The organism is Rubrivivax benzoatilyticus JA2 = ATCC BAA-35 (genome assembly GCF_000190375.1).
Lineage (GTDB): Bacteria > Pseudomonadota > Gammaproteobacteria > Burkholderiales > Burkholderiaceae_C > Rubrivivax > Rubrivivax benzoatilyticus.
The window spans coordinates 62,513-74,694 of sequence record NZ_AEWG01000158.1 but is presented as its reverse complement, the minus strand read 5'-3'; the positions used below and the strand labels follow the sequence as shown (position 1 = coordinate 74,694).

Genomic DNA, 12,182 nt, shown 5'->3' with positions numbered 1-12,182 from the left:
CACCTCGCCACGCCCGCTGCGTGTCGCGCTGGCCGTGGCGGCACTGGGCCTGCTGCTTGGAGCCGGCTGCGCCGCGTCGCGCATCCAGTCCTCGGCCGAACTCGCCCGCGCGAGCGAGCCGTTCCAGGCCTCGCCCGAGGCGCCTGCGCATCGTCTGCTGATCGTCGGCGACAGCACCGCCGTGGGTACCGGGGCAAGTTCGCCGCGGGCGTCGCTGGCGGGGCTGATCGCCGCGGAACATGCCGACTGGTTGATCGTCAACCGGGCGCGGGACGGCGCGAAGTTCGGCGACGTCGTCGAGCAGCTCGGCGGCAGCGAGCGCTTCGATACGGTGCTGCTGCTGGCCGGCGGCAACGACGTCGTGCGTCTGACCGGCGCCGAGAGCTTGCGCTCGTCGGTCGACGAGGCGCTGGGTCGGGCCCGCGTGCTGGCGCCGCGCATCATCGTCATGCCCTCGGGCAACGTCGGCAACGCGCCGTTCTTCTTCCCGCCGTGGTCCTGGTGGATGACCCTGCGCTCGCGCGAGCTGCACCGCATCGTGCGCAGCGCGGCGACACGGCACGACGCTGCCTATGTCGACCTTTTCAAGGAGCGCCGCGACGACCCGTTCGCCCAGCAGCCGAAGCGGCTGAACGCCGAGGACGGGCTGCATCCCAGCGACGAGGGGTACCGGCTTTGGCGGGAAGAGTTGCGCCAGCAGGCGGGGTTGTAGCGGGCGGCCGCGGCTGCGGCTTACTCGATGTTTTGCACCTGCTCGCGCATCTGCTCCACGAGCACCTTCATCTCCACCGAGATCGCGGTCAGCTCGATCGCCGGCGATTTCGATCCCAGCGTGTTCGCTTCGCGCTGCAGTTCCTGGATCAGGAAGTCCAGGCGCTTGCCGAGTTCGCCGCCCTTCTTCAGCAGGCGTTCGATCTCGTCGAGGTGCGAGCGCAGCCGGGTCAGCTCCTCGGCGACGTCGATGCGGATCGCGAACGCGGCGGCTTCGGCCATTGCGCGCTCCTGCAGCGTCGCGGCCGGCACGCTGTTGCCGGCGTTGGCCCCGGCCAACGCTTCGTTCCAGCGCTCCAGGAACCGTTGCTGCTGGCGCTGCACCACCTGTGGCACCAGCGGCTCGGCCTTGTCGGCCAGTTCGCGCAGCTTGCCCAGGCGGTCCATCAGCATCGCCACCAGGCGCTTGCCTTCGCGGGCACGGGCGTCCTTCAGGCCTTCGATGCACTGGCGCGCGGCTTCCAGCGCCGCCTCGTCCAGGCGCTCGCCGCCGGCGCCGTTGCGGCACCACTGCAGCACCTCGTTGACCGACAAGCCACGCGCCTGCGGCATCCAGCCCTGCACCGAGCTTTCCAGGCGCAGCAGCCGGTTCAGCTGCTCCGGGTTGGGGTTGGGCCAGGCCGAATCGCTGTCGCGCTGCGCCGAGATGCGCATCTCGATCTTGCCGCGCCGGAAGGCCGTGCCGAGCAGGTCGCGCAGCGCAGGTTCCAGGCCCCGAAGGTCGTCCGGCATCCTGAACGACAGGTCCAGAAAACGGCCGTTGACCGAGCGCGCCTCCACTGAAACGGAGGACGCCGCGCCACCGTCTCCGGCCGGGGCCGAAGCGGCGTTGGCATACCCCGTCATCCTATAAACCGCCATCGGATCCCACCCTTCGAAAAGCCCGGCGATTATGTCAAAGCCCAAACCTGCTCCGCTGCCTTCGGGCACCGTGGTCGGGGGCTACCAGATCGTCAAGAAGCTCGCGGCCGGGGGCTTCGGCGTCGTCTATCTGGCCGAGGGCCAGGACCGCCAGCTCGTCGCGATCAAGGAGTACCTGCCGTCGTCGCTGGCCGAGCGTTCGGCCGGCGAGCTGACGCCTCGCGTCAAGCCCGACAAGCAGCCGCTGTACCGCCTGGGCCTCAAGAGCTTCTTCGAAGAAGGCCGCTCGCTCGCGCAGATCAGCCACCCGAGCGTCGTCTCGGTGCTGAACTTCTTCCGCGAGAACGAGACCGTCTACATGGTGATGAACTACCTGCAGGGCGACACGCTGCAGGACTTCATCGTCACCGCGCGCGACCTCAAGCGCGACAAGGTGTTCCGCGAGAGCACGATCCGCAGCCTGTTCGACGAGATCCTGCGCGGCCTGCGCATCGTGCACCAGCACAAGATGCTGCACCTGGACATCAAGCCGGCCAACGTCTTCATCACCAACGACAACAAGGCGGTGCTGCTGGACTTCGGCGCCGCGCGCGAGGTGCTGTCCAAGGAAGGCAACTTCATCCGGCCGATGTACACGCCGGGTTTCGCCGCGCCGGAGATGTACCGCCGCGACGGCTCGCTGGGCCCGTGGACCGACATCTACGCCATCGGCGCCTGCATCTACGCCTGCATGCAGGGCTACCCGCCCAACGACGCGCCGCAGCGCCTGGAGAAGGACCGCCTGGCGCTGTCGCTCTCGCGGCTGCGCAACGTCTACTCGGACAACCTCATCGAGGTCACCGAGTGGTGCATGTCGCTGGACCCGCTGTCGCGCCCGCAGAGCGTGTTCGCGCTGCAGAAGGAACTGGCGCGCGAGACCGAGCGCCGCTACACCAAGCTGAGCTTCAGCGAGCGGCTCAAGCTGCAGATCGAGACGATCAAGACCGGCCAGAAGGCCTGACGCCCGATGCGCTTCGCCGTCTACCAGGTCAGCCGCAAAGGCGGCCGCGAGAAGAACGAAGACCGCATGGGCTACTGCTACACGCGCGACGCCGGGCTCTTCGCGCTGGCCGACGGCATGGGCGGGCACCCGGAAGGCGAGGTCGCGGCGCAGCTGGCGCTGCAGACGCTGGCGGCGATCTTCCAGCGCGAGGCGCGGCCCTCGCTGCGCGAGCCGATGCGCACGCTGCACGACGCGATCCTCGCCGCGCACCACCAGTTGCTGCGTTATGCCGGCGATCGTGCGCTCGGCGACACGCCGCGCACCACGGTCGTCGCCTGCGTGCTGCAGGGCAACCAGGCGTTCTGGGCGCACTGCGGCGACTCGCGCCTGTACCTGGTGCGTGGCGACAAGCTGATCGCGCGCACGCGCGACCATTCCTACTCGGAGCTGCAGGACACGCTGGCCCAGGTCGTGCCGATGGGCGAGCGCATGAACCGCAACGTGCTGTTCACCTGCCTGGGCAGCCCCGGCAAGCCGGTGGTCGACACCGCCGGGCCGCTGGTGCTGCAGTCCGGCGACCGCATCCTGCTGTGCTCCGACGGCCTGTGGGGCCACCTCAGCGACGCCGTCATCACCGAGCAACTGGCGCAGCGTCCGATCTCCGACGCGGTACCCGAACTCGTCGAGCAGGCGCTGCGACTGGGCGGCGCGCGCAGCGACAACGTCACCGCGATCGCCGTCGAGTGGGAATGCGCCGAGGACGGCGACAACGCGGTCGGCGTCTCCACGTTGTCGCTCGGCGAGCAGGTCTTCGCGTCGACGATCCAGGCCAGCATGGCGGGCGAGCCGGCCGACGAACTGGACGAGGCGGAGATCGAACGCTCGATACGCGAGATCAACGAGGCGATCCGGCGCTCATCGCAGAAGCGGTGAGCGCCGGATGGCTGGCGCTGTCCGTCGGGCTCTCCGGCCCCTGCAGCAGGGGCTCCAGTTCGGTGAGCGTGGAGGGTGGGGCGGGGCGGCGACAATGTCGGCTTCGTTTTCGATCCTCCCGCCATGACCTTCGTCCGCTCCAGCGGCCGTGCGCACGATGCGCTGCGGCCCGTCACGATCACCCGCCACTACACCAAGCACGCCGAAGGCTCGGTCCTGGTCTGCTTCGGCGACACGCAGGTCCTCTGTACCGCGTCGGTCGAGGAGAAGGTGCCGCCGCACAAGCGCGGCAGCGGCGAAGGCTGGGTGACGGCCGAGTACGGCATGCTGCCGCGCGCCACGCACACGCGCGGCGACCGCGAGGCCGCGCGCGGCAAGCAGAGCGGGCGCACGCAGGAGATCCAGCGCCTGATCGGCCGTTCGCTGCGCACGGTGTTCGACCTCGGCGCCCTCGGCGAACGCAGCATCCTGATCGACTGCGACGTGCTGCAGGCCGACGGCGGCACGCGCACCGCGGCGATCACCGGCGCCTTCGTCGCCGCGCAGGACGCGGTGAACTGGCTGCTCGCCCAGGGCAAGATCGCCGCCTCGCCGATCCGCGACCAGGTCGCCGCGATCTCGGTCGGCATCGTGCAGGGCACGCCGCTGCTGGACCTCGAATACATCGAGGACTCGGCCTGCGACACCGACATGAACGTCGTCATGACCGGCTCCGGCGGTTTCGTCGAGATCCAGGGCACGGCCGAAGGCGTGCCGTTCACGCGCGCCGAGATGGACGCGCTGCTGGCGCTGGCCGGCAAGGGCATCGGCGAGCTGGCAGCCGCGCAGCGCGCGGCGCTGGCGGCCTGACGGGAGCATCGCGATGCGCCTCGTGCTGGCGTCGAACAACGCGAAGAAGCTGAAGGAGCTGCGCGCGCTCTTCGGCACGCTGCCCATCGAGCTGGTGCCGCAAGGCGAACTCGGTGTCACCGAGGCCGACGAGCCGCACCACACCTTCGTCGAGAACGCGCTGGCCAAGGCGCGCCACGCCGCGCGTGCCGTCGGCGGCGCGGCCATCGCCGACGACTCGGGGCTGTGCGTCGACGCGCTCGGCGGCGCGCCGGGCGTGATCTCGGCGCACTACGCGCCGCTGCCGGCCGAGGCGGCCGCGCTGGCCGACCGCGAGGCGCGCCGCGCTGCGCAGGACGCGGCCAACAATGCGCTGCTGCTCGAACGCATGGCCGGCGTCGCCGACCGCCGCGTGGCTTTCGTCAGCGTCATCGTCGCGCTGCGCCATGCCGACGACCCCGAGCCGCTGGTCGCCGCCGGGCGCTGGAACGCCGAGCTGCTGGCCGAGCGCCGCGGCAGCGGCGGCTTCGGCTACGACCCGCTGGTCCACGTGCCCGAACTCGGCGCGACGGTCGCCGAACTCGACGCGGCGACGAAGAACGCGCACAGCCACCGGGCCCGCGCGGCGGCGCAAATGATCTCGCTGCTCCAGACAGCCTGGCACCTTGGCTGAGCCCCGCGCCGAAGCGACGCTGCGCTGGCTGAAACCCGGCGCCGTGCGCCTGGACGCGCTGCCGCCGCTGTCGCTGTACCTGCACGTGCCCTGGTGCCTGCGCAAGTGTCCGTACTGCGACTTCAACTCGCACGAGCTGGGCGGCGGCCGGCCCGACGCGGCGCTGCAGTCGCGGTACGTGGCCGCGCTGATCGCTGACCTCGAAGCCGCGCTGCCGCTCGTCTGGGGCCGGCCGGTGATCAGCGTCTTCATCGGTGGCGGCACGCCCAGCCTGCTGGAGCCGGCCATGGTCGACCGGCTGCTGGCCGCGGTGCGTGCGCGCCTGCCGCTGGAGCCCGGCTGCGAGATCACGCTGGAAGCCAACCCCGGCACCTTCGAGCGCGAACGTTTCGCCGCCTTTCGCGCCGCCGGCGTGACGCGGCTGTCGGTCGGCGTGCAGAGCTTCGACGACGCCGCGCTGGCCGCCATCGGCCGTGTGCACGACGGTGCCCAGGCGCGTGCCGCGCTCGAAGAAGCGGCGCGTGCCTTCGACACCTTCAACCTCGACCTGATGTACGCGCTGCCGGGCCAGGACCTGGCGGCGCTGGCGCGCGACCTCGACACGGCGCTGTCCTTCGCGCCGCCGCATCTGTCGATCTACCACCTGAGCCTGGAGCCGAACACACGCTTCGCCACCCGCCCGCCCGAAGGCCTGCCCGACGACGACCTGGCCAGCGACATGCTCGACCTGATCGCCGAACGCACCGCCGCCAGCGGCTTGGCGCGCTACGAGGTCTCGGCTTTCGCGCGGCCGGGCCACCGCTGCGTGCACAACCAGAACTACTGGCACTTCGGCGACTACCTCGGCCTGGGCGCCGGCGCGCACGGCAAGCTGTCGTTCGCCGAACGTGTCGTGCGCCAGGTGCGCTGGCGCGAGCCGCAGGCCTATGTCGAGCAGGCGCTGGCCGGCCACGCGGTGTCCAACGAGCACGAGGTCGGCGCCGCCGAGCTGCCGTTCGAGTTCATGCTCAACGCGCTGCGTCTGCGCGAGGGTTTCGAGCCGGGCCTGTTCGCCGAGCGCACCGGCCTGTCGCCGACGGCGCTGGAGCCGGGCCTGACGCAGGCGCTGGCGCGCGGCCTGCTGGAGCGCCAGGGCACCCGCCTCGTGCCGACGGTGCGCGGTTTCGACTTCCTCTCGGACCTGCAGCAGCTGTTCCTGGCGCCGTCCTGAGCCGCCGGCTCAGACGTGCAGCAGCTTGAGCCCGGCGACGACGAGCAGCGCCGCGATCGCCGGCCGCAGCAGGCCCTCGGGCATGCGCGTGCTCAGGTGCGAGCCGATGATGATCCCGGGGATCGAGCCGATCAGCAGCGTGCTCAGCAGCACGAGGTCGACGTTGCCCAGCAGCAGGTGGCCGGTGCCGGCGACGATGGTCAGCGGGATCGCGTGCACGATGTCGGTGCCCACCAGCCGCGACGGCGTCATCCGGAACGGGTACAGGTAGACCAGCATCACCGCGCCCAGCGCCCCGGCGCCGATCGAGGTCAGCGTCACCAGCAGGCCGAGCACGGCGCCGGCGACGACGGTCAGCGCCGGCTGCCAGCGCTTGAAGTCGACCGGCGAGACGGTGCGCAGCTTCAGGCCCACGGCCTGCACGCGCTTCTTGAAGACCATCGCCACCGCGGTGAGCAGCAGCACGGCGCCCAACGCGCTCATCAGCAGCCCGCTCTTGAGCTGCGAGGCGTTGCTCAGGTGCAGCCAGGCCAGCGTTGCCAGCGAGGCCGGCAGGCTGCCCAGGCACAGCAGCTTGAGCACCTCGCGGTCGACGGTGCCGCGCGAGTGGTGCACGAAGCCGCCGACCGACTTGGTGATGGCCGCGAACCAGAGGTCGGTGCCGATCGCCGACGCCGGCGCCACGCCGAACAGCAGCACGAGGATCGGCGTCATCAGCGCCCCGCCGCCGACGCCGGTGATGCCGACGACGGTGCCGACACCGAAGCCGGCGATGGCGTTCACCCACCACGCGTCCAAATAAGTTCCTTGCAGACTTTGCCCGCGTCGATCCTACCGGCAGGCATGAAGACCCGCTGCCGTCGGCCCCTCCCGACGGGGGAGCAAGCTCCGGGCCGGCCTGCGGCCCGGGGCCGCGTGGTTCAGACGCGGGTCGTCGCCAGGCCGGCGGTGCTGCGCAGGCGCTCGATCAGCGCCGTGGCGATGCGCTGCAGCGGCAGCACCTCGTGCGCCGCGCCGTGGGCGATGGCTTCGCGCGGCATGCCGAAGACGACGCAGCTCGCCTCGTCCTGGGCGACGTTCCAGCTGCCGGCGTCGCGCATCTCTCGCATCGCGCGCGCGCCGTCGGCGCCCATGCCGGTCAGCATCACGCCCAGCGCGTTCGGGCCGACGACCCGCGCCGCCGACTGGAACAGCACCTCGACCGAGGGCTTGTGGCGGTTGACCGGGTCGCCGTCGCGCACGCGGGCGATGTAGTTGGCGCCCGAGCGCTCCACCGACAGGTGCAGGCCGCCCGGGGCGATGTAGGCGTGGCCGGGCAGCACACGCTCGCCGTCCACCGCCTCGGCCACGCGGATGCGCGCCAGCCCGTTCAGCCGCGCGGCATAGCTCTTCGTGAAGCCCGGCGGCATGTGCTGGGTGATCATCACCGCCGGCGCGTCCGGCGGCAGCTGGGTGATGACCTCCCGCGTGGCCTCGGTGCCGCCGGTGGAGGCGCCGATGAAGATGATCTTCTCGGTCGACAGCCGGCCCAGCGGGCTCACCGTCGCCGGGCGGGCGGCGCCGGGGGTGGCGGCGGCCGGCGCCGGCGCCGCAGCCAGGCGGTGCACACGCGCCTTGGCGGCGGTGCGGATCTTCTCGGTGATGTCGTCGCCGAGCTGGCGCAGGCCGTCGGCGACGCCGATCTTGGGCTTGGAGACGAAGTCGACGGCGCCGAGTTCCAGCGCCTTCATCGTCACCTCGGCGCCGCGTTCGGTCAGCGTCGAGACCATCACCACCGGCATCGGCCGCAGCCGCATCAGCCGCGACAGGAAGTCGATGCCGTCCATGCGCGGCATCTCGACGTCCAGCGTGATGACGTCGGGGTTCAGGTTGCGGATCATCTCGCGCGCCACCAGCGGGTCGGCGGCGGCGCCGACACAGGTCATGTCCGGCTGGCGGTTGATGATCTCGGCCAGAAGGCCGCGCACGAGGGCTGAATCGTCGACGACGACGACGCGGGTCTTGCTCATCCTGACGGTCTCCTGCGTGCTTGTCGCCGTGTTCAGAACAGGTCGATGCTGCCGCCGCTGCTGCCGGCGGGCACTCGCTGCGACGCCGCCGCGCGTTCCTGGGCCACCAGCGCCTCGGTGTTGGCCGAAGCGAGCTTCTTGACCATCGCCTTGCCGCTGTGCGGCAGGAAACACACCTTGCGCGGGTAGATGTCGAGCACGTCCTTGCTGACCACCGTGATGCGCTCGGTGCGCAGGTAGTCCATGACGAAGGTCGTGTTGCGCTCGCCGACGTTGATGCTGTTCATGCCGCTGATGACCGCGCCGCCGCCGAAGACCTTGGCCTCCATCGTCGAGCGCGTGGCGCCGCGCTTGATCATCTCGTTGATCAGCAGTTCCATCGCGAACGAGCCGTAGCGGCCGCAGTCGGCCGAGCCGCCGGCGTCGGGCAGCATGAAGTGGTTCATGCCGCCGAGTTTCTTCTCGCGGTCCCACAGGCACGCGGCGATGCACGAGCCCAGCGTCGTCATGATGAGGATGTCCTCGTCGTGCACGAAGAACTCGCCGGGCAGCACCTTGACCGCCTCGTTGCGGAAGTGCGAGTCGTAGAAGAAGAACGAGGCCTCGCCCGGGCGGCGCGATGCGCTCTTCAGACGCTCCAGGCGCGAGGGCCCGGCGGGCGCACGCGCGGCGGGCGCCGCGGACAGGGAGGCGATTGACATGGCCGTCTTATCGTCCGTTTCGGATCCGTTCTTGAGCCGGGACCGTGTCGGCGGCCTCAGACACGCTCGTAGATCGTCTTTCCGCGCAATCTGAACAGGTCGCGCGAGTCGGTGAAGTTCTCCGAGTGGCCGACGTAGAGCAGGCCGCCGGGCTTCATCGCCGCGTGCGTGCGCTCCAGCACCTTGCGCTGGGTCGGGTTGTCGAAATAGATCATCACGTTGCGGCAGAACACGATGTCGAACGGGTCGCCCAGTGCCGACCAGCTCGTGCTCATCAGGTTGAACGTGCGGAACTCGACCAGCCGCGACAGCTCGGGCTTGACGCGGATGAAGCCCTCGTTCTTGGCCGTGCCGCGCATGAAGTGGCGCTTCAGGCGCTCGGGCGACAGGCCGCGGGCGTCGGCGGTGTAGACGCCGCGGCTGGCCGTGGCCAGCACCTTGGTGTCGATGTCGCTGCACAGGATCTTCGCCTGCGCCGAGGTGCCCAGCGTCTCGACGACGGTCATCGCCAGCGAATACGGCTCCTCGCCGGTGGACGCGGCGTTGCACCAGATGCGGATCGGCTTGGAGGCGCGCGCGCGCAGGTCCTCGACGAGGGCGTGGAAGTGGTGTTCCTCGCGGAAGAAGGCCGTCAGGTTGGTGGTCAGGCAGTTCACGAACTCCTGCCACTCGTGGTCGGAGCCGCCGCGTTCGAGCGCCTGCAGGTAGCTCGAGAAGTCTCGGTAGCCGGTCTCGCAGGCGGCGCGACAGACGGCTGTAGACCATCGCCTGCTTGCCGGCGTGCAGGCTGATGCCGGCGCGCTGGTAGATCAGCTGGCGGATGCGTTCGAAATCGGCCGCCGAGAGCGTGAACTCCTGGTCGGCGACAGCGGCCAGCACGGGAAGGGCGGCGTTCATGGCAGGCATTCGCGCCGCGCGTGCGGCGCGGCCTGGGATGTTGGTTCCGGTCGACAGTGTCGCGGTGTGCGGCGCGGCCGTGGTCCGGAGTTGTGCGGCGTTTTCCGCTCAGATCTCTTTTGCGGCCGTTCGCGGCCCCGGCTAGACTGGTGCTTTCCCGGGGAGTGGCGTCGTCGCTGCCGGGAATGACACCCTTGGACTGTCCCCGTCACCCCCCAGCCGATCCGCCCGTGACGCTTCGCCTGAACGAGGCGCTGCAACTGCTCGCCCATTCGGGCCTGCCCGAGCCCACGGGCGAGCCCGGCAGCGTGCAGTGGATGCAGCGCCTCATCGACGCCCTGGTCGACCTGTCCAGCCGTGACGCGCTCACCGGCCTGGCCAACCGTCGCGCCTTCCAGCTCGCGCTGGAGCGCGAGATCGACCGTGTCGCCCGCAGCGGCGAGCCGGCACTGATGCTGGTGGCCGACATCGACCACTTCAAGCTCGTCAACGACCGCCACGGCCATGCCGCCGGCGACGAGGTGATCCGCGCCGTCGCCGCCGTGCTGGCCGACAGCGTGCGGCCGATGGACCTCGTCGCGCGTGTCGGCGGCGAGGAGTTCGCGATCATCCTGCCCAACTGCCCGCACACCTTCGGCCTGACCGTCGCCGAGCGCATCCGCCAGAAGGTCGAGCGCATGAGCGTGTCTGTCGGCAACGGCCGCGCGCTGTCGGTGAGCGTCAGCGTCGGCGGTGCCTTCGCACCGCAGTGGGTGCGTTCCACACCGGCGCTGTGGCTCGAACGCGCCGACCTGCAGCTCTACGCCGCCAAGGCCGCCGGCCGCAACCGCGTGCTGCTCGAACCGACCGCCGACTCGCACGTCAGCCACGACGAGAAGCGGCTGCTGTTCGACTCCACGAGCTTCCAGGACTTCCTATGACCGACGGTACCCCGCCGGCCGCCGTGCCCACCCGAGACGACGCCTCCCGCGCCGCGCGGCCGCGTGCGCGCATCAGCGCGATCACCAGCGGCAAGGGCGGCGTCGGCAAGACCTTCGTCGCCGCCAACCTGGCCGCCGCGCTGGCGCGCCAGGGCCGCCGCGTGCTCGTGCTCGACGCCGACCTGGGGCTGGCCAACCTGGACGTCGTGCTCAACCTGTATCCCAAGCTGACGCTGCACGACGTCTTCACCGGCAAGTGCTCGCTCGAGGACGCGCTGCTGCCGGCGCCGGGCGGCTTCACGGTGCTGCTCGCCGGCTCGGGCATGGTCGAGTACTCGCGCATGACGCCCGAGGTGCGTGACCAGCTGCAGCGCGTGATCTCCGAGGTCGCGCCGCGCTTCGACCACGTCATCCTCGACACCGGCGCCGGCATCTCCGACGTCGTGCTCTACACGGTGTCGCTGGCCGACGACGCGATCGTCGTCGCCACGCCCGAGCCGACCTCGCTGACCGACGCCTACGCGACGATCAAGGTCCTGGCGACGACCCAGGGCCGGCGCCTGATCCAGACGCTGGTCAACCAGGCACGACGTCCCGGCGAGGGGCGTGCCGTTCGCCAGCAGCTGCAGGCCGTCGTCGACCGCTACGTCGCGCCGTCGCTGGACGGGCCGGTGCGCCTGGACCTGCTCGGCGAGCTGCCTGCCGATCCCGCGGTGCGCGAAGCCGTGCTGCGCCGCCAGCTGCTGCTGGAAAGCCTGCCCGGGACGCCGGCGGCGATCGCCATGGTCGGCGTCGCGACTCGGCTGCTGTCCCTCGTCGACGGCGCGCGGTGAGCGCCGCCGAAGCCGCGCCGACGCCGTTCGTGCGCCTGGGCGGCGAAGCCGGCGTTCGCACGCTGGTCGACCGCTTCTACGACCTGATGGAGCTGGAGCCGGCCTACGCGGCGCTGCGGGCGATGCACCCCCAAAGCCTGGACGGCTCGCGCGACAAGCTGTTCTGGTTCCTCTGCGGCTGGCTTGGCGGGCCGGATCACTATGTCCAGCGTTTCGGCCACCCGCGGCTGCGTGCGCGCCACCTGCCGTACGCGATCGGCATCGCCGAACGCGACCAGTGGATGGCCTGCATGATCCAGGCGCTGGGCGACTGCGGCCTCGAACCCGCACTGGCCGACCGGCTGACCGAGTCGCTGTTCGGCACCGCCGACTGGATGCGCAACCAGGGCGGGTGAAGCGGGACGCCCGGGGTCAGGGACGCCCGGGGTCAGGTCTCTCGAGACCTGACCCCGTTCCCCCGCTGACCCCGCTCCCCAGGCGATGCCCCCCGACGCCCGGGGTCAGGTCTTTCGAGACCTGACCCCGTCGCTGCGTGACCTGACCCCGCCGCTGCGGGCTGGCCCG

Annotated in this window: 13 protein-coding genes and 1 pseudogene; 9 read left to right on the top strand and 5 right to left on the bottom strand. The window is 70.8% G+C overall.

Going from position 1 to position 12,182, the window contains the following annotated elements; all coding sequences use genetic code 11:
- The first annotated feature begins 34 nt into the window (after positions 1–34).
- The gene (locus tag RBXJA2T_RS18315; RefSeq protein WP_009858920.1) at positions 35–712 is read left to right on the top strand and encodes an SGNH/GDSL hydrolase family protein; all 678 of its coding nucleotides are present in this window, start codon (positions 35–37) and stop codon (positions 710–712) included.
- A 20-nt stretch (positions 713–732) separates the two neighbouring features.
- Here the strand turns inward: RBXJA2T_RS18315 and RBXJA2T_RS18310 are convergent, their stop codons facing one another.
- On the bottom strand, positions 733–1,632 hold the full coding sequence (locus RBXJA2T_RS18310) for a YicC/YloC family endoribonuclease (protein WP_081467656.1): 900 nt from the start codon (positions 1,630–1,632) through the stop codon (positions 733–735).
- Positions 1,633–1,663: 31 nt separating this feature from the next.
- On the opposite strand from RBXJA2T_RS18310, the gene RBXJA2T_RS18305 reads away from it, so the two are divergent.
- The 5 genes from RBXJA2T_RS18305 (at position 1,664) to hemW (ending at position 6,258) form a co-directional block, all read left to right on the top strand.
- A complete protein-coding gene (locus RBXJA2T_RS18305) occupies positions 1,664–2,632 on the top strand; it encodes a serine/threonine protein kinase (protein ID WP_029718643.1) in 969 nt (322 codons plus the stop codon).
- Between the two features lie 6 nt (positions 2,633–2,638).
- Positions 2,639–3,547, top strand: a complete 909-nt coding sequence (locus tag RBXJA2T_RS18300) for a PP2C family protein-serine/threonine phosphatase (RefSeq protein WP_009858917.1) — start codon at positions 2,639–2,641, stop codon at positions 3,545–3,547.
- Between the two features lie 123 nt (positions 3,548–3,670).
- On the top strand, positions 3,671–4,396 hold the full coding sequence (rph, locus tag RBXJA2T_RS18295) for a ribonuclease PH (protein WP_009858916.1): 726 nt from the start codon (positions 3,671–3,673) through the stop codon (positions 4,394–4,396).
- A gap of 13 nt (positions 4,397–4,409) precedes the next feature.
- Complete coding sequence (locus RBXJA2T_RS18290) at positions 4,410–5,048, top strand: non-canonical purine NTP pyrophosphatase (protein ID WP_009858915.1); 639 nt, start codon at positions 4,410–4,412, stop codon at positions 5,046–5,048.
- Positions 5,041–6,258 (top strand): radical SAM family heme chaperone HemW, encoded by a 1,218-nt coding sequence (gene hemW / locus RBXJA2T_RS18285; protein ID WP_009858914.1) that lies wholly within the window; start codon positions 5,041–5,043, stop codon positions 6,256–6,258. The genes RBXJA2T_RS18290 and hemW overlap by 8 nt, the downstream gene beginning before the upstream one ends.
- A gap of 9 nt (positions 6,259–6,267) precedes the next feature.
- Here hemW and RBXJA2T_RS18280 read toward each other — a convergent pair whose 3' ends face one another.
- The 4 genes and pseudogenes from RBXJA2T_RS18280 to RBXJA2T_RS18265 all read right to left on the bottom strand — a co-directional run bounded on the left by RBXJA2T_RS18280 (position 6,268) and on the right by RBXJA2T_RS18265 (position 9,865).
- Entirely contained in the window at positions 6,268–7,041 is a 774-nt protein-coding gene (locus RBXJA2T_RS18280; RefSeq protein WP_009858913.1) for a sulfite exporter TauE/SafE family protein, read from the bottom strand.
- Between the two features lie 137 nt (positions 7,042–7,178).
- Complete coding sequence (locus RBXJA2T_RS18275) at positions 7,179–8,267, bottom strand: protein-glutamate methylesterase/protein-glutamine glutaminase (protein ID WP_009858912.1); 1,089 nt, start codon at positions 8,265–8,267, stop codon at positions 7,179–7,181.
- Between the two features lie 32 nt (positions 8,268–8,299).
- Positions 8,300–8,968 (bottom strand): chemoreceptor glutamine deamidase CheD, encoded by a 669-nt coding sequence (cheD, locus tag RBXJA2T_RS18270; protein WP_009858911.1) that lies wholly within the window; start codon positions 8,966–8,968, stop codon positions 8,300–8,302.
- A 56-nt stretch (positions 8,969–9,024) separates the two neighbouring features.
- Positions 9,025–9,865: pseudogene (locus RBXJA2T_RS18265) on the bottom strand (CheR family methyltransferase).
- Positions 9,866–10,050: 185 nt separating this feature from the next.
- Between RBXJA2T_RS18265 and RBXJA2T_RS18260 the strand changes: the two are divergent.
- Genes RBXJA2T_RS18260 through RBXJA2T_RS18250 form a run of 3 tightly spaced genes read left to right on the top strand, consistent with a single transcriptional unit; the run spans position 10,051 to position 12,013 of the window.
- Positions 10,051–10,785: a GGDEF domain-containing protein gene (locus tag RBXJA2T_RS18260; RefSeq protein ID WP_029718640.1), complete on the top strand. Its 735-nt coding sequence runs from the start codon at positions 10,051–10,053 to the stop codon at positions 10,783–10,785.
- Positions 10,782–11,618 carry a MinD/ParA family protein gene (locus tag RBXJA2T_RS18255; protein ID WP_009858908.1) on the top strand — a complete coding sequence of 279 codons (837 nt, stop codon included), beginning with the start codon at positions 10,782–10,784 and terminating at the stop codon, positions 11,616–11,618. The genes RBXJA2T_RS18260 and RBXJA2T_RS18255 overlap by 4 nt, the downstream gene beginning before the upstream one ends.
- Positions 11,615–12,013 carry a group II truncated hemoglobin gene (locus RBXJA2T_RS18250; protein ID WP_009858907.1) on the top strand — a complete coding sequence of 133 codons (399 nt, stop codon included), beginning with the start codon at positions 11,615–11,617 and terminating at the stop codon, positions 12,011–12,013. The genes RBXJA2T_RS18255 and RBXJA2T_RS18250 overlap by 4 nt, the downstream gene beginning before the upstream one ends.
- Positions 12,014–12,182: the final 169 nt, after the last annotated feature.

What these genes read in the sequence shown, in the direction of transcription:
- cheD (WP_009858911.1), bottom strand. Translation starts at nt 8,968, where the DNA reads ATGTCAATCGCCTCCCTGTCCGCGGCGCCCGCCGCGCGTGCGCCCGCC.
- RBXJA2T_RS18275 (WP_009858912.1), bottom strand. Translation starts at nt 8,267, where the DNA reads ATGAGCAAGACCCGCGTCGTCGTCGTCGACGATTCAGCCCTCGTGCGC.
- RBXJA2T_RS18310 (WP_081467656.1), bottom strand. Translation starts at nt 1,632, where the DNA reads ATGGCGGTTTATAGGATGACGGGGTATGCCAACGCCGCTTCGGCCCCG.
- RBXJA2T_RS18260 (WP_029718640.1), top strand. Translation starts at nt 10,051, where the DNA reads ATGACACCCTTGGACTGTCCCCGTCACCCCCCAGCCGATCCGCCCGTG.
- rph (WP_009858916.1), top strand. Translation starts at nt 3,671, where the DNA reads ATGACCTTCGTCCGCTCCAGCGGCCGTGCGCACGATGCGCTGCGGCCC.
- RBXJA2T_RS18255 (WP_009858908.1), top strand. Translation starts at nt 10,782, where the DNA reads ATGACCGACGGTACCCCGCCGGCCGCCGTGCCCACCCGAGACGACGCC.
- RBXJA2T_RS18300 (WP_009858917.1), top strand. Translation starts at nt 2,639, where the DNA reads ATGCGCTTCGCCGTCTACCAGGTCAGCCGCAAAGGCGGCCGCGAGAAG.
- RBXJA2T_RS18290 (WP_009858915.1), top strand. Translation starts at nt 4,410, where the DNA reads ATGCGCCTCGTGCTGGCGTCGAACAACGCGAAGAAGCTGAAGGAGCTG.
- RBXJA2T_RS18305 (WP_029718643.1), top strand. Translation starts at nt 1,664, where the DNA reads ATGTCAAAGCCCAAACCTGCTCCGCTGCCTTCGGGCACCGTGGTCGGG.